The sequence below is a fragment of the Methylotuvimicrobium sp. KM1 genome (assembly GCF_044788715.1).
Taxonomy (GTDB): Bacteria; Pseudomonadota; Gammaproteobacteria; order Methylococcales; family Methylomonadaceae; genus Methylotuvimicrobium.
In genome coordinates this window covers 3,054,167-3,076,649 of the sequence record NZ_CP173170.1, presented here as the reverse complement: position 1 = coordinate 3,076,649, position 22,483 = coordinate 3,054,167, and the positions used below count along the sequence as shown (strand labels likewise).

Genomic DNA, 22,483 nt, shown 5'->3' with positions numbered 1-22,483 from the left:
CCTTCTTTCCGTAGGGTGCGCATCGCGCACCTTTGCAAGCGATTCAGGGTTCCCATCGCGCCAGAGGCTTTGAGAGTATTCATGCATAGGTCATTCCTCGTTCCCACCGCTCCAGCGTGGGAACTAGAAAACCAGAAAGTATTTTCCGCGCCCCGAAAAGGGTACGCGATGCGTAGCCTATAATTTATTTCGTATGACTCATCCGATTCAAAAATCCCGAACCCAATTCAACAAACTGCAGAAACGTTTGCGTCATGCGGTCGGCGATGCGATCGCCGATTACAACATGATCGAGGATGGCGATAAAATCATGGTTTGCCTGTCCGGCGGCAAGGATTCGTTCACGATGCTGGACATCTTGATGAATCTGCAAAAAACCGCGCCGGTCAAGTTCGAACTGCTGGCGGTCAATCTGGATCAGAAGCAACCGGGTTTTCCCGAGCATGTCTTGCCCGAATACCTCGAATCCCTCGGCGTTCCTTACCATATCATCGAGAAAGACACCTACAGCGTGGTCAAGCGTGTGATTCCCGAAGGTCAAACCACCTGCGGTCTGTGTTCGAGATTGCGGCGCGGTACCTTATACGGTTTTGCCGAGGCGAACGGCATTACCAAGATAGCCTTAGGCCATCACCGCGATGATATTTTGGAAACTTTTTTCCTGAATATTTTTTACGGCGGCAAACTAAAGGCGATGCCGCCGAAGCTGCTCAGCGACGATAAGAAGAACATCGTGATCCGGCCGCTCGCCTATTGCCGCGAAAAAGAAATACAACGCTTCGCCGCGTTCCGCGATTATCCGATCATTCCGTGCAATCTGTGCGGCTCGCAGGAAAACCTGCAACGTCAGGCGATGAAAGTAATGTTGAAAACTTGGGACAAACAATTTCCCGGCCGTTTGGAGACAATTTTCACGAGTCTACAAAACGTCGCGCCATCGCAATTGGCCGACACAAAACTATTCGATTTCGCCGGACTCAAAGCCAACCCGAGCCCGCTAAACGGATGCGAAGCGATCGATGTTGACGCCGGTTTGTCGGTCTTGGCAATGTGAATGACCGGCGCAGCTATCGCACTGTTCACCGATTTCGGGCCGGCTGGCCCTTATCTCGGGCAGGTCGAAATCGTGCTTCGCCAGCTTGCGCCGTCCCATCCCGTCATTCACCTCGTCAGTAATGCGCCGTGCGGCAATCCGCGAGCTGCGGCCTATCTATTGGCCGCACTGCGGCAACAGTTCCCGCAAGATTCGGTTTTTCTCTGCGTCGTCGATCCCGGTGTCGGCGGGGCGCGTAAACCCTTGGTATTGCAGGCGGATGGACAAACATTCGTCGGCCCGGATAACGGCTTGTTGAATATCGTCGCCAAGCATGCCGAACGCTGCGATTGGTTCGAAATCGTCTGGCGTCCCGAAATTTGCTCGATGAGTTTTCACGGCCGCGATTTGTTCGCGCCGGTCGCGGCGCGCCTCGCCCTAGCTCAAGCGGCAGACGATTTAAAACCTTACCATGTCGATATCGCCGATTGGCCTGAAGATCTGGCCGAAATTATTTATTTCGACGGCTACGGCAATGCCTTTACCGGCCTGCGTTACCGTTCCGAACTGGATGGACGGATATTAATGGTCGACGGACGCAGGCTCGAGCAAGCCGGCACCTTCAGCGAAGCCTCGGTAGGTGAGCCGTTTTGGTATTGCAATTCATGCGGCTTGGTCGAAATCGCCGTCAATCAAGGCCATGCCGAACGGCAATTGGGTCTTCGGATCGGCTTGAAGGTTGCTTATGAATGATGTCAAACGCTGGCAATTTTGGATAGACCGGGGCGGTACGTTTACCGACGTTGTCGCGAAAAATCCGGACGGACGCCTGCTGATGCATAAATTACTATCGGATAACCCGGAACGTTACCGGGATGCCGCGCTGCAAGGCATACGCGATATCCTGAATGCGGGGCCAGCAGAGCCGCTGGCGGATGCCGTCGAACTTGTCAAAATGGGCACGACGGTCGGCACCAATGCCTTGCTCGAACGCAAAGGCGAACCCGTCGCGCTAATAATCACAAAAGGCTTCAAGGATTGTCTGCGCATCGCTTACCAGAACCGACCCGATATCTTCGCGTTGAATATCCAACTGCCCGAGCAGCTTTATCGAACCGTCGTTGAAATCGACGAGCGCATCGACGCACGAGGCAAGGTGCTGAAAGCTCTGGACGAACAGCTTGCCGAACGGCAATTACAAACGCTTTACGACCAAGGTTTGCGCGCGATCGCGGTGGTATTGCTGCATGCCTGGCGCTATCCGGCGCATGAACTGCGTTTGCAAAAAATCGCCGAACGAGTCGGCTTCACGCAAATCTCCATTTCGCATCAGGTCAGTCCTTTAATGAAGATCGTCGGGCGCGGCGATACGACCGTCGTCGATGCCTATTTATCGCCGATGTTGCAGCGCTATGTCGATCAGGTTGCCTCGGGTTTGGGCGGCGAGCGCTCGGATGAAGTTCGCTTGATGTTCATGCAATCGAACGGCGGCTTGACCGATGCCAAGCGTTTCCGAGGCCGCGACTGTATTTTATCGGGCCCGGCCGGCGGTATCGTCGGTGCGGTCGCGGTCGCGCAACAGGCCGGTTTCGACAAAATCATCGCGTTCGACATGGGCGGCACCTCGACCGATGTCGCGCATTTTGCGGGCGAATACGAGCGTCGCTTCGAAACCGAAGTCGCAGGCGTCAGGATGCGCGTGCCGATGATGGCAATACATACCGTCGCGGCGGGCGGCGGCTCGATTCTGCATTTCGACGGCATGCGCTACCGGGTCGGTCCCGATTCGGCCGGCGCGAATCCGGGTCCGGCCGGCTACCGGCGAGGCGGTCCGTTGACCGTGACCGATGCGAATATCATGCTGGGGAAATTGCCGCTGTTTCCGGCCGTTTTCGGCGCAGAAGGCAATTTGCCGCTCGATCGGAACCGGGTTGGAGTTTTGTTCGCCGAACTTTCGCAGCGCATACAAGAGGCGACCGGCGATGATCGACGTCACGAACAAGTCGCCGAAGGTTTTCTCGATATCGCGGTCGAAAACATGGCGGCAGCCATCAAGACCATCTCGGTGCAAAAAGGCTACGACGTTTCCGAATATGCTTTGTGCTGTTACGGCGCGGCGGCGGGACAGCATGCCTGCGCGGTGGCCGATCGTTTGGGTATGCGGCACATCATTCTGCATCCGTTCGCGGGCGTCTTGTCGGCCTACGGCATGGGTCTGGCCGACTTGCGCACTGTTCGGCAAAAAGCCTTGGAACGGCATTGGAATCAGGTTTCCCTGGACGATTTACCGCTTGAATTCGATGCGTTGGCGCGCGAAGGGCATGCCGAGATTGCCGCGCAAGGCGTCAAAGAGAGTCGCATCGAAGCGGTTCGCCGCCTGTTTTTACGCTACCAAGGCACCGATACCGCGTTGGCGGTCGAATTTGCCGAACAGTCGGTCATGCAGGCCGATTTCGAACGGCAATACTTGCGCCAATTCGGGTTTACCTATGCCGACAAGCCGATCATCATCGAATCGTTGGCCGTCGAAGTCATCGGGCTCAGCGGGCAAGACGCGTCGATACCGGCAGAGGTGGGTGATTTCGAAGATATCGCGCCGCTGACGACCGAATCGGTTTTTTTCCGTGGACGGCATTGGCAAACGCCCGTCTATCGGCGCGAACAATTAAATCCGGACAGGATTATCGACGGGCCGGCCATCGTCATCGAGCCGACCTCGACCCTTGTGATCGATCCGGAGTGGCAGGCGACAGTCGACCCGGTGCACAACCTGATTCTATCGCGCCAACGGGACAGTGAACATAGCGCATTGACGACCGAGGCATCGCCCGATCCGGTCATGTTGGAAATCTTCAACAAATTATTCATCTCGATCGCCGAGCAAATGGGTTTCGTGTTGCAAAACACCGCGCACTCGGTCAATATCAAGGAAAGGCTGGATTTTTCATGTGCGCTGTTCGATGCGCAAGGCGAGTTGATTGCAAACGCGCCGCATATTCCGGTACATCTGGGTTCGATGGGCGAAACCGTCAAATGTTTGTTGCAAAACCGAGATTTTACGATGGCGCCCGGCGATGTCTTTCTCGTCAATTCGCCTTATCGAGGCGGCACGCATCTACCCGACATCACGATCATCACGCCGGTTTTCGATCGGGAGCGGTTGCTTTTTTTTACGGCATCGCGCGGTCATCATGCCGATATCGGAGGCATCACGCCGGGTTCGATGCCTTCGCATAGCCGCAAGATCGAGGAAGAGGGCGTGTTGACTTCGGGGATTAAAATCGTCGAACAAGGCCGTTTCAACGAGGAGGCTCTGAGGGATTGGCTACTGTCGGGAGACTATCCCGTACGCAATCCCGAGCAGAATATTGCCGATTTTCAGGCTCAGGTCGCCGCGAATGAAAAAGGCGCTCAAGAACTGCATAAAATGATCAAGCATTATTCATTGGTGGTTGTGCAAGCCTATATGCGTTTCGTGCAGGATAATGCCGAGGCGTCGGTGCGCAAGATTTTGGCAAATCTGCCGGATGGGCATTTTCGTTATGCACTCGACGACGGCGCTGAAATCGCCGTGCGCGTAAGTGTCGACCGCGAACACCAGCGCGCACGCATCGATTTCAGCGGTACCTCGCCACAACAGTCCGGTAATTTCAACGCGCCGTCGGCGGTCTGCAAGGCAGCTGTATTGTATGTATTCAGAACCTTGGTGCAAGACGATATTCCGCTCAATGCCGGCTGTCTCAAGCCGCTCGATATCGTCATTCCGGAAGGATCGATGCTTAATCCGAAGTATCCGGCCGCGGTCGTCGCCGGCAATGTCGAGACCTCGCAAATCATCGTCGATGCCTTGTACGGTGCATTAGGCGTATTGGCCGGATCGCAAGGCACGATGAACAATCTAACCTTCGGCAGTCAGCGTTATCAATATTATGAAACGATTTGCGGCGGCGCCGGTGCCGGCAACGGTTTCAACGGATGTAGTGCGGTACACACGCACATGACCAATTCGCGCATTACCGACCCGGAAGTGCTCGAATGGCGTTTTCCGGTCCTGCTCGAAACATTTTCGATACGTCAAGGCAGCGGCGGCAAGGGCGTGTTCAAGGGCGGCGATGGGGTCGTTCGCAGAATAAAATTTCTCGAACCGATGAGCGTCAACATTCTATCGAGCCACCGCACAACCGCCCCATTCGGACTGCACGGCGGTGAGCCCGGCGCAGTCGGCAAAAATAGCGTATGGCGGGCAAGCGGGGCCGTCGAGTCTTTAGACGGTTGCGCCCAAGTCGAAATGCAAGCCGGAGACGTGCTGCAAATCGAAACGCCCGGCGGCGGAGCTTACGGCAGTAAACTGGTTTAAGGGATTGTGAGGCCAACAGAAGGAGTCTTAACGGCTTCGATTAAAAGAAATCCTTTAAGAGAAGGGCGAAAAAATAGAAAAAAAACTTGAATAATAAATTCGATCCGTTATCATAAGCGGCTCACGGAGAGATGGCTGAGTGGTTTAAGGCAGCGGTCTTGAAAACCGTCGTGGGTTTGTAGCCCACCCAGAGTTCGAATCTCTGTCTCTCCGCCAACATATCTAACTGATTGATAAGGAAAATATTTTTTCCTGTCGTGACCCTGAAACAGCGTTTGCTACAAAACGTTGCTACATTTGGCGTTACGATATGTCAGGAACCCCCTACCTTTTTAGGCGTGGAAACCGTTTTAGTTTCCGAATCGCCATTCCCGCTGATCTGCGAGATATATTTCAATGTCGTGAAGTTGTCCGAAGCCTTAAAACTGAAAGACGCGCTGAAGCTGTGCCGCTGGCTTTAAAAATGGCCGCTGAAGCGTTGATTCTGTTTAATGAGGCTCGAACTATGGATATGACCGAAAAACGCCGTATACAGGCATTGCGCGATAAACTGAGCCTTAAAGAGCAAATGCACAATGATGAGCTTAGGAATATTGAAGTTGATCGTCGGCTTGAAATTCTCAAAACTAAAGCGGAGACCGTCCTAAAGACTGAAAATGAGATACTAAAGAGCGTTGTCCAATCCAGGGGCGAGCGGAGCGTTGTTCAATCCGGTGGTGCAGGGGATTCGGTCACATCAAAAAGCAAAGCTCCTTTGTTATCTGCCGTTATCAATGAGTTTGTGGCTGAATATGATCCAACAAAAAAGGCTATGCTTGGAAAACATCGAACAAACTTACCGCGCCTTCTTGATTCAATTAGCGATAAGCACGTAGATGAAATACGACACATTGACCTTAGTCGTCATTGCGCCGATTACTGCAAACAAGCCCACTTAAAGACCTTCAAAAGTTACAAGTCATCAATCAGTCAGTTAATAGACTGGACGCGTGCACGATACGAACGCGCTTTCGATAATGTTGATATGCGTTCGATTAAATACAGCGGTTCCCGTGATGAGCCCGAAGGTAAACAACGAGCTTTCAAAGATACTGAGCTTGTAAAGTTGTTTACCTGCGAAGAAATGCAAGAGCATTGCAAAAATGGAAAGGGGGTTCATAAGTTTTGGCTTCCTGTTGTCGGATTGTTCACGGGCGCTAGGGTTTCCGAGATATGTCAAATCAATCCGCAAAAGGATGTGATTTTGGACGATTCCGGCGTTTTGTATCTGTCAATTAACAATGATGGTGAGGGAAAATCCGTTAAGACTGCCGCCGGTGTCCGTGTTGTTCCCGTTCATTCAAGGTTGATCGAATTGGGCTTTCTAGATTACGTTGAGTCTGTCCGTAAGGCAGGGCATACCCGCCTATTTCCGCAATGGGCGCAAAAGAAAGGCGCAAAAGCTGGCGATAGTGCTGGGCATGATTTCCGGCGATTCTTGGAAGATATCGGCCTTCGTGATTCGACCAAAGGAAGGGCGCTCACTGGTATGCATGGATTTCGGAAGACCGTTTTAACCCATGCGTATAAAGGCGGTTTTCTGGGTGCAATCTTGCCCATCATCGGTCATGAAAATGATGTGCTTGATGAATCAGGTAACAAAGTTCCGGCTGTATCGCTCAGCTATGTCGATGAAGATGCGCTAAAGGTGCCGCTCGCTGACAAGGCGGCAACGATTGAGAAACTAAGTTTTGATATTGATTTTGTGAAGCCCTGCGCACCAATTTTAAGCCGATTGGCGCGTAAGGCATAGGGTAGGTATGGGTTGCGCTGGAATGTCGGTTTTTAGCCCAATTCTATGCGCGTTGCGGTGTCGGTTGCGCCATTTTGCATGAGAATGACAACCTTATTGCCGATGTTGCCGGTGTGGATGAGCTGAGGACCTGCGCTCTCTGTTTTCAAATTTTGCAGTGATTCGAGCGTGTCCGCGAATTCCTGAAGTCCGATAGTGGTTACTTGCATGGGAAATGATCCTTTTGGATGGTTAATTTGAGGCGCTTTTATATCATTTGCACCTTGATACAAGCAAGGATGATTTCTAGTTAATTCAGTAAGTTAGCGGTGACTTATTACGTTACTTTGATGCTGTCGAGTTTGTTGATAATATTGTTTCGCGGCCTGTGCAAGTAATCGTGAAGCTGTAACGGTGTTTTGACGGGGAAGGTAAAAGTAACGGGTAAAGCCTCGCTCTTTGGTGCAGTATAAGGCCCATTTTAGGTTGGTATAGATACCGCCCAGCTCTTTTGTTTGGCGCTGGCGCTTGCCTGATGAAAATACTATTGCATGGCGTTTAAAGTCTGGCGATACATTGCCGTTCATCTGGTGAAAGGCATCACGGGCTTTTTTGTATTCGGTAGGCTTTAGAAGTATCGTGCCATGAAGGTGGGGCTTTCCGGTGTTGTTGGGTGAATGGTTTAGCTCATAGGCAAACCAGAAGTCAGGAGCGCGCTTTAAGGCCCTTTTTAGCGTTGTTTTAATGCGGTGCTGTAGGTAAGTCACATCTGGGCTTTTGTCTTCTGCTGCTGCCTTCCATAGTGTTACAGATAGGTTAAATGTGAATGGTGCTGCAATAAGGTCCGATTGTGCTTCTATGTCTGCCCCTGCCAACTGATAGAAGCAGCCTTTAGCCTGCTCGGATATATGGCGCCATTCCGGTAGGTGATAGGGTTTGTTGTTAAGGGTTTTTGGTAGGTGGTTAGATAGTAAATCTATATATACTATAGTCCCCTCTAAAAAACCCTTTACCGAATCCGCTGCAAGCCGCATAGCGTCTCTGCTGAAGAGGCGTTTATTGATCTCTGACGTTGTTCGAAAATTGCGGATTTTTTTTGCACGATGGGCTTTCTTCCTAGCTTTCAAATTCGCCGTTCTTCGGGTATAATTTTGTTTCACTTGTAAAGTCCTAGCCCCAGCGTTGGCGCGCTTATGGGGCTTTTTATTTCCAAATTTTCAAAATGACCTCAGGTGATGAATAAATAGGGTTCCGCTGAGGTCGTTTTTTTCTAAGGGTTTGCTTTCTGTCGTCTGGCTGCCGTTGTCATATCGTCAAGCCGGTTGTGTTTGTCGTCGAACTCTTCGACTACCTCATCATCGTCCGGAGAATTGCCCACTTCGAAGAGCGTTGATAACTCTCGTTGTTCCTGTCGCATACCTTCAATTTCTTCTACGGTCAGCTCTCGAACGGTCAGCTCTGGTAAAGCTGTCGGCTCAGGTTGCAAGTTATCCGCGCCTAATGCTTTACGCGCCAATTCCTGAGATAGCCGCAAGGTTGTCGCAATCGCCGCCAAGCCGCGCGTTTTGTAATGCGCTGGCAAGCCGCCGTCATTCATTAGCTCTTCGAGCGTTAAGGTTGTCGCCTCTCGAAGCCTGAGGAATTGCGCGTAATCGTCTACGACTGTTGAGGCTATCTGATGCTTGAGCTCGTTCACAAGTCCGCCGTCTTCGATGAGCTGCCGCCGTGCCTCTGCGATTGCTTCAGGCTTTAACGTGCCTTTGATTGGTTTGTGTGTCCTGAAATGACGCGCTAATGTCGTGGGGCTTATGCCGGTCTGCTCTGTGATCGATGCAAGGGTATAACCTACTTCGCGTAAGAGGATCGCTCGCTTGATTTGATCCGGCGTTTTGACCTTGCCTGTCATGCTGCCTTCTTAATGACGACCGGCAAATAATGACGCTCGAACCATTCCTTAAGCGTTGTTCGAGTGAACATAACCTGCTTATTGATTCGAAGGCAATCGACGCGCGAATACTTGAGGCGATTACCGCGTAGATAGCCAACTTTTACGGCGCTGGCGCTTTTGGGGTTGCGCTGATTCTCTACGAGCAGACTATAGAAGTTTGGGTGGTGATCTTCGACGTTGCCAAGCTGGACTTGCTCATCGAAAAGGGTGTGCAGGTAATGCGCTGCTTCGCTGCGGTTTAAAAATGCGGTTGTTGCGTCCATTCTAAAAATCTCCTTGATGTTATGCGTTGGCGCGTTGTTGCTCCTGAAATTCGGCGAATGCTTGCCGCGCCTCTCGATAGATTGTTTCGAGGTTGCCGGTGTGTTTATCCGGCGCTATCTCGCTTTGAAGTGATTGAGCGATTGCCTCTTCGATGAGTAGGTTCATTCGCTCGTTGGCTGGCTGATCCGGATAGGCTTCGAGCTGCTGAAGGGCTTTGATTTGAGAGTTGCTGATTAGGGTGGTGATCGGCGTATAGTCGCGAGCCTTTGCCGTGTCTAAAAGAATCCGGCGCTTGATAAGCTGGCGTTGCTTGCGTTCCAATGCGGTCATTGGTCTGCCCAAAATTGGCTTAGGGCCTCGTTTCTTGTATCGATCCATTTTAAATAGTCCATTTAATTGAAAAACAACAATATTTTACAAAAAAATTCGTGTCGAGGCAAAAATTTATTGTTCACGAAAAAGAAATAAAAAAATGCCTAGCATGATTACGCGCCAACTCTCTGAAAGCCTTTATATTCGTGGCTTACAGGATGGCATGATAATTGATATAGGTATTGTTTTGTTTAGAGAAACAATATAATTTTGCCTGCTTTGGGGCTGCGGCAGGAAGGGCGGTGCTTTCTGGTGGTGGATTCGTTGCACTCGTTTTTAAGGCAAAAAAAACCGCCCTTAGTGGGCGGTCGTTTCATCGATCAAGCTGCGATGACTTTGTATAAGGTCGGTCGTGAGATACCGAACTCTTTGGCAAGCTGGCTTTTGTCGGTGCCGGTTGCAGCACGCGCTTTAAGCTCTTCAATCTGCTCTGCTGATAATTTGCTTGGTGCGCCTAACTTTTGACCGCGTGCCTTTGCTGCCTGAATACCCTCTGCTTGACGCTCTCTAATCAAGGTCCTCTCAAACTGTGCGAACGCGCCAAGCATTTGAAGCATTAACATTTGCATGGGTGAATGATTCGAGCCTTCGAACGTTAAGTGCTCTTTGTAAAATTTGACTGTTACGCCTTTGAGCGTTAATGATTCGATGATTTCCTGTAAATCTTTAAGGTTTCTTGCAAGTCGGTCGATTGAATGAACGTGCAGCGTATCGCCGGCGCGTAAATGACTGAGGCATCTTTCAAGCTCTGGACGTTTGGCATCTTTGCCGCTAGCCTTGTCTTCAAAGACCACATCTAAAACCACTTCAACTAATTGCCTGTCAGTAGTTTGTTCCGCTGTGCTTACTCTTCGGTATCCAACGTTTTGACCTTTCATGCTTGCATTCCCCTTATGTGTAAAATTATGTCTTAGACACATATTAACACAGTGTAAAATAAATGCAAATAGACTTTTATTTACACAAAGGAATGCGGGCTTGCGGTGGGTGTCGAGGGTGTTAAATAAAGTATACCTTATTTACAGTATAGGATGAGCTATCGAGGCCGGACAGGGAAAGCGCGCGGATAGACTCAGCGCGCAATGGTCGAAGAAATGAATCAGCTTGATATCAAAACCGCGCGCGGTGGTGAGTGGCGATTGAATCAGCTTTAAAGAGTGATGGCGCGGTTTTAATGAAGTAATTTTCCGTTCTTGTAATGGTGCTCAGCTATCTTTTGGCCTTTTCCATTCCAAAAGGTTTCTAAGCCATCTTCCTTCCCGTTTTTGAAAGAGGTCTCAGTTGCTTTTTGACCATTTATATACCACATGGACATTAAGCCATCTTTCTCCCCGTTTTTGTAAGGTATCTCAGCCATTTTTTGGCCATTTTCACTCCAAAAGGTTTCTAAGCCATCTTTCTCCCCGTTTTTGTAAGGTGTCTCAGCCATTTTTTGGCCATTTTCACTCCAAAAGGTTTCTAAGCCATCTTTCTCCCCGTTTTTGTAAGGTGTCTCAGATTTCTTTTGGCCGTTTTCATGCCATTGGGCTTTTAAGCCATCTTCCTTTCCGTTTTTGTAAGGTGTCTCAGATTTCTTTTGGCCGTTTTCATGCCATTGGGATTTTAAGCCATCTTCCTTTCCGTCTTTGTAATTGATCTCAGATTCTTTTTGGCCATTTTCATACCAATAAGTAGCTAAGCCATCATCCATACCGTTTTTGGAATTTAACTCAGCTGCTTTTTGACCGTTTTTATACCATTGGATAACTAAACCCTCGATCTTCCCGTCTTTGTAATGAGCCTCACCTTCCTTTTGTCCGTTTTCAAACCATAAGGTTGTTAAGCCATCTATCTTCCCGTCTTTAAAATTCAACTCACGACTCTTTTGTCCGGTTTCAAACCATAAGGTATCTAAGCCATCCTCTTTCCCGTCTTTGTAATGAGCCTCATGTTTCTTTTGGCCGTTTTCATACCATGTTTCATATTTTCCAGTAAATGGAACATCTGAGTTCGGCAAATAAGCGATTTCATTTCTTATCTGAATTACGTTAGCAACTTGCTCTTTTACCCTTATTTTTTCTAATATTGCTGAGGTGTTATCACAACCAAATAGGTTCATTGAACAGATTACTAAAATTGATAATTTTATATTTGCTTTCATATTTATTTAGACGTTAAAGGAATAAATACTCTGGTTGATAAGTGGCGATTAGATTAGCTGCAAATAGTTATCGCGCGGTTTTAATGAAATAATTTTTTCATTTTTATATGCTAAGAAAAAACTTAAAAGCTCAGGGCTGAATTCCATTCAAGTATTCAAACTTTACCGGCCAGCCTTGCTGATTAGGCTGTATAACCCGTTCGGTTACGGTTGTTGATATAAGATTTCCGTTCGCATCTTTTGTTACCGAAATGGCTTTTTCATATTGAGTGCTAACGCAACCGAATAAATTGAATGACAATGCAAATGACAAAGTTAGTCTCATGTTTTTATATTCCATTTTTATAAGTATTTATTATGTTTTTGTCATTACCGGCAATTAAACAAAGTTCAGTTTTCAGACATGACAACTTTATTATCGGTTATGCTCTCATAAAAATCTGTCAGCCAAAGATTACAAGGAACGAAAGGATTGATTGCGGTGCGTAGTTGGGCTAATCTTTGCGGTGACAGAGACTTGCTACATAAAAATTCTGAGGATTAACAAAAGGGGTTGAAAATCAATGGTTTATTGGCGGTTTTATAAAATCTCTGTCTCTCCGCCATTACTCCTCGAAAGTTATTGATTTATATATAAAAATAGCAATAGCTTTAAGCGTGCCTTAACTTCTACCGTAGCCTACGGATCTATAGATAAAAATCTTACAGTTAGTTACCCAATCATCAATTTTTAGGTAACTTATCTAATTCTTGTTCTGATGTGCTTTTATCCATAAAGCAAGTCAATAAAATCCTATCATAAAAGCATTCTTTCCAGAAATTTTCATTCGTATTGAAGATTCAGAATTTTCATCCTTTCCAATGCCCAACAGGAAGACGTATCAATTTTTTGGATAAATGTTCTTGATTACCGACTATCTGTGTTGGTAAGTTTGGAAATACCGCAAATTGATTAGCGAAGCTTTAAAAATTCAATTTCGTATAGTCTCTGTCAAAGTTCAAAGTTGATCAAGGCATCAAGGCAGAAATTCAGGGTAAACGCATTAAAATAATTAATATATCAATATGTTACCCTGTCGCTTAGAACGCTTAGTCAATTTGGTTTAGCTTATGGTATTCCTCCCTGGGTCCCGTTAGGCCACGCCGAACTTTCATTTGTTGGGGCGATGGCGGGGTCTTCATGGGCGTTAGGTACGGTCAGTAGCTACTTTCCACAGCCGGTCAAGGGGTAACTCTCCAAATCGTCGGCAAAATCGATCGGTCCTGTAAAGTGCTTGCGAATGATTGCCGAGGTTTCTTCTTCCGAGCCTTCGGTTCGCCGCATGCGGTGCGATAAGACTAAATGCTTGACCTTTGCGGCTTGAGCGACTTTGCCGATTTCCGAAGGCGGCATGTGCAGATTTCGGGCGGCTCCTGTTGCTTGTTCCGGTATTGCATGGTGGGCGATCAGTAGGTCGGAGCCTTCGGCTAGTTTAACCAAGGTTTCGTATTGGTTGCTGGTGTCGCCGGAAATCGTGACGCGACAGTCTCCTGCGTCGATACGCCAGGCTAAAGCGGGCAAGGGGCCGTGATGCACGGAAATGGCGTTGATATCGATATTCGGTGCAATGTTGAATGATTGTATTTTGTTTTTAGCGAAACGGACGTTATGTGCTTGTATTTTATAATTACTCGGGCTGTTGGGGGTGATGTATTCGTTTAAGTAACGGTAGATGCCGGTTTTGCCGAACAATTGCTCGACAAATTCCTTTGTCGAAGGCATAAGGTCATTGCCTGATGGGCCATAGACCGGTAAGTCGTTTTTTCGGTCGGTAAAATAGGAGCCTTTTACCAAGGCTGGAAAATCGCTACTGTGATCGACATGAAAATGCGTGAATAACAGGGCCTGCAAATCGTTGAAATCAGCGCCGGCTTTTTCGAAATTAAGACTGCTACCGGGGCCGGTATCGATCATCACTACCGCTTTATCGTCGATACGGAGCAAATAAGAACTCCCCGCGCGCCGGTCGTTGATTTCCGGACCGCCGGCACCCAACACTTGCAACTGAATTTTTGATCTAGAGGCAGCAGTTGATGAATAAGCGACCAAAACTAAGCTCGTCAGGCCAATCGCCAAGGTGAATGCTAAAGTTTGGAGCTTTGCTTGATTCATGTTCGCCTCCTGTTTGTTGGGATGATTTGGGTCTAGGTCGGCTAAGGAACGGCCGTCATATATACCCATTGCAGTTAAAATTCGGCGCCGGGATTCAGGCCTTACCTAGCGTTTGCGGTTTTTTACTCCTTAGCAATTGTTTGAAATAATCGATGAAACTCACGTTTGGTTCGTCGAGCTTAAGGTTGCTTTTCTTTTTGGTCTGATGCAACAAAAAAATCAATCAACGTTGCGTTGATATCCGGCCATTGCGAATGCGGTTTATCGCCTTCGCAGTACCAGGTTTTTATACCGTTAGCGCAGTTCGTGTAAGCGCTGCATCCATTATCGAGCGGTTCCGGGATCGGGTCGCATTGGTTGCATATCGCCCACCAACCCGCCGATTCCTTTCCATAACCCGGAAACAGCTTGTCTTTTGCGCTATGCATGATCATGGCCGGAATCGGGTCGGGGCAACGGCGTTGGCGCAATTCCTGATAATTGATGCCGGCCGCGCTCGGAGCAATGGCGCTTGGAATATGCTTGGTGCCGGACATGAATGCCAAGGCCATGGCGGAGGTGCCTCCATCGGAATGACCGGTGATATAGATTCTTTTATCGTCGATACACCATTTTTTGGCGATGAGTTCGGGAATAGTGCCGAGTTCGACGGTCGTGGTGGGCGATAGAGGCGGATGATCCGCATAAGCGACAATCATACCGGCGGTTGTTGCCGCCAGTGTTAGATCGGTCGTTTTTTCGGTTTTGGCTCGATTGGAACCGGCAGGCGATAATACCAATAACAACGGGTGAGGGAATGTCGGATCGTAATTTAAAGGTGTTCGGACGTTATACTTGATTCCATCTTCGGTGGATTCGCCATGAGTGGCGCCGGCTGATCCTTTTAGCTGTTCCGTTTGACACCGGCCTTGAATTGACTCGGGCCGATAAACGGCGTTGCCCATCTGAGCATAATCACTGCTCCCGGTTTCCATCAACGTCATGATTAACACTAACAGAATGGGTGGCAGAAAAATCGCTGCCAGCCATATGTTTCGTTTGGTCAGGTGGGGTTTGATAGTTGAGAAATCAATCATTGACGCATTCCGGATTTTGAAATTGGGTTAAATGCGCTTCAGATTAGGCTTCCGGCGTGTCGCTAGGTTTATCGTTATCCTTACTCACATACATAAATGCCAGTACCACAAAAGCCGATAAGCCGAATACGAACAGTAATGGCTTAAAATTGAAGCTGTCGGGATCTTCGAGGCCTACTGAAAAAGGGATATGCGAATCGAGTTGCTTATCGTTGTCGACGATCGTGATATGGGCCAAATAATTTCCTGCGCCGTACTGGCTAAAGTCGACAATGCCGCTAAACGATCCGGTTTTGACTTTTTGCGGTTCTTGATGAAAAATTCGGGTGCCTTCCGGCTCTTTCGTGATCTCGAATTCCACGTCGATCGTGCGTAAAGCCTTGCCGCCGTAGTCAAAGACCAAATGCGTTTGACCGACGTCCGGAATCGCGTTGCAATAGCCTTTGCTGCCCGATAATTCAGGGGTATAAGCGGTGAAATGGACGCTATCGACTCCGACACGGATATTGCAGGCGTCGATTTCATCAACCGCCCCCCGATGGGCATGCGCCGGTGAAACGATAATCAAGCTCGAGAGTAAAAAAGCTGCGATCAACAACTGCTCGAAAAAAAGACGATAGGTTAAGATCCGTGAACGTTTTGTAGTTATTATGCCTTTGTTCATCACAGTCTCCTGTTGGGGTTGGCTAAAAGTCGACAGTTTCGACTTCGGAAATTAGGAATAAAGGTGCGCCGCCGCTCGAAATTTCAACGGCATGTTTAGCCGTTTCCTGCCCGCCGATTGAATTTAAACAGGCTTCTAGAGCCGGCATCGACGGAAAATAAACTTCGGCTATTCGGTGATAGGGCGCCGGCTTGCCATCGGCAGTCGAAGTTATCAATGAGGCGACGAAGCGTGTTTTACCAACCATTTTTTCTACGGCCATAGGTACGTGCTCTTCTGTATAACGGTGCTCGAAGACATCCAGGTCGGTCGGTTTAGGATACATGACAATTAACTTTGCCGCTTGCATAAGTATCTCGTATAGTTCTTTAATAGGCTGCGTTATGTAACAACTATTTATTCATTATGTAAAATAGCCGCTTTCTATGAAAGAATAGCTTTTCTCTATGCAATTAGGCTAGCTGTTATGGAAATGCATCAGATTCGTTACTTTCTGGCGGTTTGCGATAAAGGCACGTTCACACGCGCAGCACAAGCGGTCTATGTCTCACAGCCATCGATGACACAAGCAATTAAAAAGCTTGAGGAGGAGTTGGGCGGCGAACTTTTTGTAAGGGATAGAGGGGGATGCCATTTAACTGCGTTAGGTCGTTTGGTCGAACCGAATCTTCGCCGGATTTTTCTTGAAGCGCAGGCCATCAAAGCTGAAGCGATACGATTTACCCGTTTGAATACGGTGCCTATTCGTGTCGGCATGATGAATACGATCGGTTCGCAGAGCTTGAATCCGGTGTTCGCAGATTTTCAACGCGATTTTCCTCGTATCGAGCTGGAGTTGATTGTCGATACCGAGAGTAATTTACTGAGGCAATTGGATGCAGGTTATCTCGATCTGGTGATCAGCGCGCCGATTGCTTTGCCGGTCCGCCCCTTTCAGTCGTTATTGCTATACCGGGAGCGTTACGTCGTCGTTTTCAGTAATCAGCATCGATTTAAGCAAATGCAGAATATCGATCTAAAAGCTTTGCAATCCGAACCTTATCTAGATAGGCTCAATTGCGAGTTACGCGAAAAACTTAAAAGTGTGTGTCGGGATTTACATATTGAATTATATGCGGCCTATCGGAGTAATAGCGAAGAATGGATTTTGAATATGGTTCGTGCCGGCATGGGTGTTGCATTGATGCCTGAATTTTCTGTCCCTAAAGATACTGAACTTGTCGATTATCGCAACTTGATCGATCCTGAAATAATCCGCGATATCCATGCGATATTTCAAACGCAAGTATCGCCGAAGCCCGAACGGCAAGCCTTGATCGCAAAATTACAACAAGGCTTTTAGACGAACGGGCTTTTGAGTCGGCTTCTTTTGTAGGATTTTTTAGGCTACTCCCTTTTGATCGAAAAACCGTCTAAGAAAATAAGGTATGGGATATGTCTATCGAGGACCGCCGTTCACCCAGCACCTAAATTCCATAATTCATTGTCTATGGTTAACTATCCTGGATAATTTAGGTGCTGGGTAAACCCATCCATGGGGCTTGACGGCAGCAACCCCTGCTGCCGACATCCTCGCTAGCCACACCCCATACCTTCATAAAGTTAGCCGTTTTTTGAGTATAAAGGGAGTAATGAAAAATGATGAATAGTAATACAAACATCCGCGCTATCGAGCAAATCGGCGCACAAGTCCTAAGGCGAATTGCCATGCCGGTCGAACGAGTCGACGATCCGTCTGTGATCAATGTAATTGCTGCGATGCAAGCAACATTGGCAAGTACCGAGGGGGTTGGGTTGGCCGCTCCGCAAATTGGCGAATCGCTTAGGATAATGATCGTCGCTTCGCGTTCCACGCCTCGATATCCTAAGGCTCCAACTATGGATCCAACTGTGATGGTCAATCCCGAATTTAATGTGCTATCGAACGAGATCGCAAAGGATTGGGAAGGTTGTTTGAGTATTCCCGGCATTCGGGCTTTAGTACCTCGGTTCCGCAAAATTAGCGTTAGTTATCTTAACCAGCAGGGAGTCAGTCAGACGCTGATTTTGGAGGATTTTGTCGCGAGGGTTTTTCAACATGAATACGACCACTTGGATGGATTGGTTTATCTCGATCGTGTCGAAACGAATCGTGATATCGTTTCGGAACAGGAGTTTCAGAAATTGATTACCGAAGGTAGTGCGGCATGATAGTTAAGCTTTTGAAATTAAAATTAATTTCTTTGCAATTTGATTCGTGTATATCGTAAGATTAAGACGGTTTTCTATTCGTCCTTGTAACATTACCGTTTTTTCAAGTCATAGGAAGCCAGGTTCTTAGTGGTTAGTAAAGTAGGCTCTTATCAGCCTCAATAAAATAATTTGGAGGGGGAGTTATGCTTGATTTCATTTACTGGATTGGCTGGATTGCCACTGTGCTCCTGGCCGGCTACTTATTGTTGTTTATAATCAAAATATTTATACAATTAGATGCCTTGCCTGCAATTTCTTTAGATTCAATGCCGGCCGTTAAGCCGGTACCTATACCGACAAAAAATCAAAAAACAAAACTGCAAAAAATAGTGGCTTCGATTTTTGAAGTCAGAAAATGGGTTTTAACCGAAAATTGGTATTACGAATTGTCCGATGGTTCCAAGATTTTAATCCCTAAAGGCTTTGAATTCGACGGCGCTTCGATTCCGAGACCATTATGGGCGCTATTGAGTCCGACCGGTTTGTTGCTGATTCCCGGGTTAGTACATGATTATGCCTATATGTATGCACAGCTTTGGCAAGTCACATCTAATAAAGTTGTCGAGCCTTATGGGCAAGATAAGAGTCGAAAAGATTGGGATAAATTATTCAGATCGATGGGGCAGGAGATCAACGGTTTTTCGTTTGTTAATTTTATTTCCTGGTTCGCGTTATGGTTGGGCGGATGGCTGGTATGGAGAGGACATAGAAAGGCGAATAAAACGCCGACTAAGCCTTTATTATAAAAATGCGATGGGCAAAGTGTTATGCGCTTTGCTCACTCTGAATTAATTTCATGAGCTTCATGGTTAAACTGCCCGAATTTAGGATGAATGTTGCCGATGTCGGTAATTCAAATTTTTCATTTGCTTCATTATCCAGGCTTTGCGCTTAAGTAAATACGGCGTAGGTTTGTCTGCCTTATATATATGAGGATTGGGCAGCGTCGCTGCTAATAGCGCCGCTTGCGAAGCACTCAATTGACTGGCAGGTATGCCGAAATAACGTTGGCTGGCCGATTCGATGCCGAAGAGATGATCGCCGAATTCCGCAATATTCAAATACACTTCCAGAATGCGGTCTTTGTGCCAAAGCATTTCAAGCAGTCCGGTAAACCAAAATTCGAACCCTTTGCGCCAAAAGCTTTTGGAGGGTGTCAGAAACAGGTTTTTGGCGACTTGTTGGCTAATCGTGCTGGCGCCCCGAAGTTTTCCGCCTTTTAAGTATTGATCGACAGCATTCTGCATTTCATTGAAATCGAAGCCGTGGTGACTAAAAAAACGCTGGTCTTCGGATGCAATGACTGCCGAGAAGGCATTGCGTGAGATTTGTTCGCGCTTTACCCAGCGATAATCGATTGTTTTAAATGACCGGTGTTGTTGAAAATATTCTGCGTGACGATAAAGCATGAATACCGATATAGGCACCGGTATATGACTTAGCAAAACGACCGATAACAATGAACTTGTTATGAAAAATAGCGCTAGATAAAGCGTTAGTCGCTTAAGCTTATTTAGAAAAGAACGCTTGGGTTTGCGTTTGGAATATCTCAAATAATAAGTCTGTAAGAATAAGACGGGGCAGGCCGAATGGCATGCGCCCGTCGCAATGAGTGAGTGTGCTGCTTTAATCGGTAGTGTTTAAACCTTTCAAGCTTGCGAAATAGGCCGAGATGTTCTCCAGGTCGTCGCCGGATAAGCCTTGTAACATCGACTGCATGATAGGGTTATTTCTTTTGCCGGATTGATAGTCTTGCATGGCTTTGATCAGATAATTGCCGTATTGACCGGCCAATCTCGGTACATTGCTTTGCGCATCTTTACCTTCCACATGGCAGCTTAGGCAGGATTGCGCGAGTTTTTTACCGGCTGCCGGATCGCCTCCGGCCGGGCTTTTGGTTTCTTTGCCCGGCGCGGATTCAATATAAGCCGCGATATTTTCGATGGTTTGATCGCTTAGGTCATAGGTATTGGCTTTCATGGTGCCATGCGGGCGATTTTTTTCTCGATAAGCTTTCAATGCCGAAGCCACATAGTCGGCGCGTTGTCCGCCGATTTTCGGCACATAATAAGTCGGGTAGGCATTACTGTAGGCGGGGATGCTGTGGCAGCCTCGACAGGTTTCAAAAGCTGCTCGGCCGGCGTCGACATCCGCGGCTTGAACATTCATTTGCGGAATTGAAGCTGTCAGTACGCTGACTAATAATGCTAAGGATGGTTTTTTCATGGTGGTCTCGATCCTAATAAAGAGAAGATTGCTTCGAATTTGTAAGTTACTGACCGTATCTTACCAAACACGCCGGAAATTGATAACAGGCTATTGAGTTGGTGCTAAGGAAACATACCCAATTTAGCCAAATTTTGGTTTTGAGTTGCTCGACAAAGGACCTCGTCGTTAAGACGGCATTTTTGTTTTCATGGCCTTTACTATCGTCGCGGGAATGCATATTTTATCGAGAGCTACAAAAACCACGCTCCTTAGATAACTTCGCCGGTATGGCATTTAAACCAGCCGGCAATACTCAAGCGTTGACGGTGTGTCGGCTCAACCTCGTGCGGTATATCTTCGCTGAGAAAGACGACCAGTGTTCCTGCCAAAGGCTTGATTCGTGCTAAGACTTGTTCACTTTTCGGGTTATAGAGGGCCAGAAAACCGCCATCTTCGTTTTGCCAAGTTTCGTTAAGGTAAGCCACTGTCGTTAAGATCCGCCCTGCCGCACCTCGAAAACTGTCCCTATGCTTAAGATAATAAGCACCCGGTTCATAGCATGCAAAATGGCTTTCATATTCGAATAAGCCCATGAAGAGTAGCCGGTTGACTTCATGACGAAGCATGTCCATTTCGTCTAAATAGCGCTTTTGCGCATCGGTGCTTCGTGTAAGCCACCGGGTTTTATCGCCGCGGATATTTTCGTCCAACGTGAAGCCGATGCCCCGGCCGATGCCGGCCGGAGTTAGTTCGCCATCGTTATCGTAGGCTTTAAGGTCGGCAACTAAGCTTTTTATTAACGTAGTATCGAAGTAATTTTCAATGACATGCCAGCCTCTATCGATCAATTGATCGGCTAGTTCGTCGAAAATAGGCTTCGGATGAGTCGGTGTCGTGGTAGGTAATAAGCTGGGTTGCAAGTAATATTACTCAAGTAAATGAAAAGCCGCGCGAATTTAGCCTTGAAATGCAAAAAAAGCAAGACTAAAGATAAGGTTTAATTCTGGGCTATAATATCGCGCCGATTATGGCTTGCCGATTTCTTCATCAATGATGCCACAGAACCGCCGATTAAAATATTTGTTTTCTTATGGCTGATCTCTTATCGGTCCCGCAAGGTCGATTTAACTTGCGGCGCTTGCCCTTACGTCGGCGTGAGCAACTTAGGGCATACGATGCTTCCGACGAATATTTGCTGAATTATCTGTCCGAAGTTCAATTGCCTTCTATTGGCGCTCGCGTCTTGATCGTTAATGACAGTTTCGGTGCTCTAACGGTCGCCTTACATGGCTTCATGCCGTCTGCATTATCCGACTCCTATTTAAGCCAACAAGCGACACTAATAAATTTTTCCGAGAATGCCTTGTCGATAGACGGCGTTCGGTTGATGACAAGTCTCGAGTTGCCCGAGCAAAGTTATGATTTAATTGTGATTAAGTCGCCGAAAACATTGGCATTGCTCGAATACCAATTGATTTCGTTGCGGTCTTTCATGACCCCGGCTACTCGAGTTATCACAATCGGGATGGTCAAAAATCTCAGCGCTACGGTTTGGCGTTTATTGGAAACGATTGTCGGTCCAACAAGCACCGCGAGGGCATGGAAAAAATCGCGACTGATTTTTTCCGAACTGGACGATAATATTTCGTTGCCGGTAAATCCTTATCCGGTCCGTTATCGGTTAGAGGGGACGAATTATACGATCGTTAATCATGCCAATGTGTTTTCTCGAGACAGTCTCGATATCGGTACTCGGTTTTTTATCGAGCATATCGGTTGTTTTCCCAATGCCGAAACTATCATCGATCTTGGTTGCGGTAATGGTATCGTTGGCTTGCTTGCAGCTGAACGCAATCCGAATGCAGTGGTTCATTTCGTAGACGAGTCGTTCATGGCGATTGCGTCGGCGCGGGAAAATTTTAAATTGGCTTTCGGCGAGAGCAGGTTAGCGAATTTTAGTGTCGGCGATTGTTTGTCCGACTTTACCGCAGAATCGGCCGATGTGATTTTGTGCAATCCGCCTTTTCATCAACAGAATGCAGTCGGCGATATGATCGCCGCTAAAATGTTTCGGCAGGCTAGAGAAGTCATAAAGCAAGGAGGGAAGTTGCTGGTCATCGGTAATCGCCACTTGGGTTACCATCTGGAGTTGAAAAAATTATTCGGCAATGTTTTGGTTATTGCCGCTAATCGTAAATTCGTTATTTTGCAGTCGATGGTCGAATGAACGAGTCGAATACACAAAGTGATCGTTTATGTCATTTTT

Annotated in this window: 22 protein-coding genes and 1 tRNA gene; 9 read left to right on the top strand and 14 right to left on the bottom strand. The window is 47.6% G+C overall.

Going from position 1 to position 22,483, the window contains the following annotated elements; translation table 11 throughout:
- Positions 1 to 193 precede the first annotated feature (193 nt).
- The 5 genes from ttcA (at position 194) to ACINK7_RS13205 (ending at position 7,182) form a co-directional block, all read left to right on the top strand.
- The gene (gene ttcA / locus ACINK7_RS13225; RefSeq protein ID WP_404355805.1) at positions 194 to 1,054 is read left to right on the top strand and encodes a tRNA 2-thiocytidine(32) synthetase TtcA; all 861 of its coding nucleotides are present in this window, start codon (positions 194 to 196) and stop codon (positions 1,052 to 1,054) included.
- Positions 1,055 to 1,786, top strand: a complete 732-nt coding sequence (locus ACINK7_RS13220) for an S-adenosyl-l-methionine hydroxide adenosyltransferase family protein (RefSeq protein ID WP_404355803.1) — start codon at positions 1,055 to 1,057, stop codon at positions 1,784 to 1,786.
- Positions 1,779 to 5,390: a hydantoinase B/oxoprolinase family protein gene (locus tag ACINK7_RS13215; protein WP_404355801.1), complete on the top strand. Its 3,612-nt coding sequence runs from the start codon at positions 1,779 to 1,781 to the stop codon at positions 5,388 to 5,390. The genes ACINK7_RS13220 and ACINK7_RS13215 overlap by 8 nt, the downstream gene beginning before the upstream one ends.
- A 125-nt stretch (positions 5,391 to 5,515) precedes the next feature.
- A tRNA-Ser gene (locus ACINK7_RS13210) sits at positions 5,516 to 5,606 on the top strand.
- Between the two features lie 94 nt (positions 5,607 to 5,700).
- Positions 5,701 to 7,182 carry a DUF6538 domain-containing protein gene (locus ACINK7_RS13205; RefSeq protein WP_404355799.1) on the top strand — a complete coding sequence of 494 codons (1,482 nt, stop codon included), beginning with the start codon at positions 5,701 to 5,703 and terminating at the stop codon, positions 7,180 to 7,182.
- Positions 7,183 to 7,214: 32 nt separating this feature from the next.
- Here ACINK7_RS13205 and ACINK7_RS13200 read toward each other — a convergent pair whose 3' ends face one another.
- From ACINK7_RS13200 to ACINK7_RS13150, 11 genes are all read right to left on the bottom strand, one after another.
- Entirely contained in the window at positions 7,215 to 7,391 is a 177-nt protein-coding gene (locus ACINK7_RS13200; protein WP_404355797.1) for a hypothetical protein, read from the bottom strand.
- Positions 7,392 to 7,484: 93 nt separating this feature from the next.
- The gene (locus ACINK7_RS13195) at positions 7,485 to 8,321 is read right to left on the bottom strand and encodes a hypothetical protein (protein WP_404355795.1); all 837 of its coding nucleotides are present in this window, start codon (positions 8,319 to 8,321) and stop codon (positions 7,485 to 7,487) included.
- A 110-nt stretch (positions 8,322 to 8,431) separates the two neighbouring features.
- Positions 8,432 to 9,067 (bottom strand): hypothetical protein, encoded by a 636-nt coding sequence (locus tag ACINK7_RS13190; RefSeq protein ID WP_404355793.1) that lies wholly within the window; start codon positions 9,065 to 9,067, stop codon positions 8,432 to 8,434.
- Positions 9,064 to 9,372 carry a hypothetical protein gene (locus ACINK7_RS13185; protein WP_404355791.1) on the bottom strand — a complete coding sequence of 103 codons (309 nt, stop codon included), beginning with the start codon at positions 9,370 to 9,372 and terminating at the stop codon, positions 9,064 to 9,066. Before ACINK7_RS13185 ends, ACINK7_RS13190 begins: the two co-directional genes overlap by 4 nt.
- Positions 9,373 to 9,391: 19 nt before the next feature.
- Entirely contained in the window at positions 9,392 to 9,751 is a 360-nt protein-coding gene (locus ACINK7_RS13180; protein ID WP_404355789.1) for a hypothetical protein, read from the bottom strand.
- A gap of 314 nt (positions 9,752 to 10,065) precedes the next feature.
- A complete protein-coding gene (locus tag ACINK7_RS13175; RefSeq protein ID WP_404355787.1) occupies positions 10,066 to 10,623 on the bottom strand; it encodes a recombinase family protein in 558 nt (185 codons plus the stop codon).
- Between the two features lie 293 nt (positions 10,624 to 10,916).
- A complete protein-coding gene (locus ACINK7_RS13170; protein ID WP_404355786.1) occupies positions 10,917 to 11,885 on the bottom strand; it encodes a toxin-antitoxin system YwqK family antitoxin in 969 nt (322 codons plus the stop codon).
- A gap of 1,204 nt (positions 11,886 to 13,089) precedes the next feature.
- The gene (locus ACINK7_RS13165; protein WP_404355784.1) at positions 13,090 to 14,037 is read right to left on the bottom strand and encodes an MBL fold metallo-hydrolase; all 948 of its coding nucleotides are present in this window, start codon (positions 14,035 to 14,037) and stop codon (positions 13,090 to 13,092) included.
- 179 nt (positions 14,038 to 14,216) lie between these two features.
- Positions 14,217 to 15,113 (bottom strand): poly(3-hydroxybutyrate) depolymerase, encoded by an 897-nt coding sequence (locus tag ACINK7_RS13160; RefSeq protein ID WP_404355782.1) that lies wholly within the window; start codon positions 15,111 to 15,113, stop codon positions 14,217 to 14,219.
- Between the two features lie 43 nt (positions 15,114 to 15,156).
- Complete coding sequence (locus ACINK7_RS13155) at positions 15,157 to 15,777, bottom strand: hypothetical protein (RefSeq protein ID WP_404355780.1); 621 nt, start codon at positions 15,775 to 15,777, stop codon at positions 15,157 to 15,159.
- A 22-nt stretch (positions 15,778 to 15,799) separates the two neighbouring features.
- Complete coding sequence (locus ACINK7_RS13150; protein WP_014148296.1) at positions 15,800 to 16,126, bottom strand: EthD family reductase; 327 nt, start codon at positions 16,124 to 16,126, stop codon at positions 15,800 to 15,802.
- A 117-nt stretch (positions 16,127 to 16,243) separates the two neighbouring features.
- Between ACINK7_RS13150 and ACINK7_RS13145 the strand changes: the two genes are divergently transcribed.
- The 3 genes from ACINK7_RS13145 to ACINK7_RS13135 all read left to right on the top strand — a co-directional run bounded on the left by ACINK7_RS13145 (position 16,244) and on the right by ACINK7_RS13135 (position 18,755).
- Positions 16,244 to 17,119 (top strand): LysR family transcriptional regulator, encoded by an 876-nt coding sequence (locus tag ACINK7_RS13145; protein WP_404355778.1) that lies wholly within the window; start codon positions 16,244 to 16,246, stop codon positions 17,117 to 17,119.
- Between the two features lie 296 nt (positions 17,120 to 17,415).
- Positions 17,416 to 17,967 (top strand): peptide deformylase, encoded by a 552-nt coding sequence (def, locus tag ACINK7_RS13140; RefSeq protein WP_404355777.1) that lies wholly within the window; start codon positions 17,416 to 17,418, stop codon positions 17,965 to 17,967.
- A gap of 185 nt (positions 17,968 to 18,152) precedes the next feature.
- Positions 18,153 to 18,755: a DUF1353 domain-containing protein gene (locus tag ACINK7_RS13135; RefSeq protein WP_404355775.1), complete on the top strand. Its 603-nt coding sequence runs from the start codon at positions 18,153 to 18,155 to the stop codon at positions 18,753 to 18,755.
- 78 nt (positions 18,756 to 18,833) lie between these two features.
- On the opposite strand, the gene mtgA is transcribed toward ACINK7_RS13135, so the two are convergent.
- From mtgA to ACINK7_RS13120, 3 genes are all read right to left on the bottom strand, one after another.
- Positions 18,834 to 19,562 carry a monofunctional biosynthetic peptidoglycan transglycosylase gene (mtgA, locus tag ACINK7_RS13130; RefSeq protein ID WP_404355773.1) on the bottom strand — a complete coding sequence of 243 codons (729 nt, stop codon included), beginning with the start codon at positions 19,560 to 19,562 and terminating at the stop codon, positions 18,834 to 18,836.
- Positions 19,563 to 19,635: 73 nt separating this feature from the next.
- The gene (locus tag ACINK7_RS13125; RefSeq protein WP_404355771.1) at positions 19,636 to 20,235 is read right to left on the bottom strand and encodes a c-type cytochrome; all 600 of its coding nucleotides are present in this window, start codon (positions 20,233 to 20,235) and stop codon (positions 19,636 to 19,638) included.
- Positions 20,236 to 20,486: 251 nt separating this feature from the next.
- On the bottom strand, positions 20,487 to 21,137 hold the full coding sequence (locus ACINK7_RS13120) for a 2OG-Fe(II) oxygenase (RefSeq protein ID WP_404355769.1): 651 nt from the start codon (positions 21,135 to 21,137) through the stop codon (positions 20,487 to 20,489).
- A gap of 170 nt (positions 21,138 to 21,307) precedes the next feature.
- Here ACINK7_RS13120 and ACINK7_RS13115 point away from each other — a divergent pair, with 170 nt between their 5' ends.
- Positions 21,308 to 22,444, top strand: a complete 1,137-nt coding sequence (locus tag ACINK7_RS13115) for a methyltransferase (protein ID WP_404355768.1) — start codon at positions 21,308 to 21,310, stop codon at positions 22,442 to 22,444.
- Positions 22,445 to 22,483 lie beyond the last annotated feature (39 nt).

Coding starts and splice junctions, on each gene's coding strand:
- ACINK7_RS13200 (WP_404355797.1), bottom strand. CDS start 7,391: ATGCAAGTAACCACTATCGGACTTCAGGAATTCGCGGACACGCTCGAA.
- ACINK7_RS13220 (WP_404355803.1), top strand. CDS start 1,055: ATGACCGGCGCAGCTATCGCACTGTTCACCGATTTCGGGCCGGCTGGC.
- ACINK7_RS13115 (WP_404355768.1), top strand. CDS start 21,308: ATGGCTGATCTCTTATCGGTCCCGCAAGGTCGATTTAACTTGCGGCGC.
- ACINK7_RS13185 (WP_404355791.1), bottom strand. CDS start 9,372: ATGGACGCAACAACCGCATTTTTAAACCGCAGCGAAGCAGCGCATTAC.
- ACINK7_RS13135 (WP_404355775.1), top strand. CDS start 18,153: ATGCTTGATTTCATTTACTGGATTGGCTGGATTGCCACTGTGCTCCTG.
- ACINK7_RS13165 (WP_404355784.1), bottom strand. CDS start 14,037: ATGAATCAAGCAAAGCTCCAAACTTTAGCATTCACCTTGGCGATTGGC.
- ACINK7_RS13190 (WP_404355793.1), bottom strand. CDS start 9,067: ATGACAGGCAAGGTCAAAACGCCGGATCAAATCAAGCGAGCGATCCTC.
- ACINK7_RS13175 (WP_404355787.1), bottom strand. CDS start 10,623: ATGAAAGGTCAAAACGTTGGATACCGAAGAGTAAGCACAGCGGAACAA.
- ACINK7_RS13205 (WP_404355799.1), top strand. CDS start 5,701: ATGTCAGGAACCCCCTACCTTTTTAGGCGTGGAAACCGTTTTAGTTTC.
- ttcA (WP_404355805.1), top strand. CDS start 194: ATGACTCATCCGATTCAAAAATCCCGAACCCAATTCAACAAACTGCAG.
- ACINK7_RS13160 (WP_404355782.1), bottom strand. CDS start 15,113: ATGATTGATTTCTCAACTATCAAACCCCACCTGACCAAACGAAACATA.
- ACINK7_RS13170 (WP_404355786.1), bottom strand. CDS start 11,885: ATGAAAGCAAATATAAAATTATCAATTTTAGTAATCTGTTCAATGAAC.
- def (WP_404355777.1), top strand. CDS start 17,416: ATGATGAATAGTAATACAAACATCCGCGCTATCGAGCAAATCGGCGCA.
- ACINK7_RS13215 (WP_404355801.1), top strand. CDS start 1,779: ATGAATGATGTCAAACGCTGGCAATTTTGGATAGACCGGGGCGGTACG.
- ACINK7_RS13155 (WP_404355780.1), bottom strand. CDS start 15,777: ATGAACAAAGGCATAATAACTACAAAACGTTCACGGATCTTAACCTAT.
- ACINK7_RS13150 (WP_014148296.1), bottom strand. CDS start 16,126: ATGCAAGCGGCAAAGTTAATTGTCATGTATCCTAAACCGACCGACCTG.
- ACINK7_RS13145 (WP_404355778.1), top strand. CDS start 16,244: ATGGAAATGCATCAGATTCGTTACTTTCTGGCGGTTTGCGATAAAGGC.
- ACINK7_RS13125 (WP_404355771.1), bottom strand. CDS start 20,235: ATGAAAAAACCATCCTTAGCATTATTAGTCAGCGTACTGACAGCTTCA.
- ACINK7_RS13180 (WP_404355789.1), bottom strand. CDS start 9,751: ATGGATCGATACAAGAAACGAGGCCCTAAGCCAATTTTGGGCAGACCA.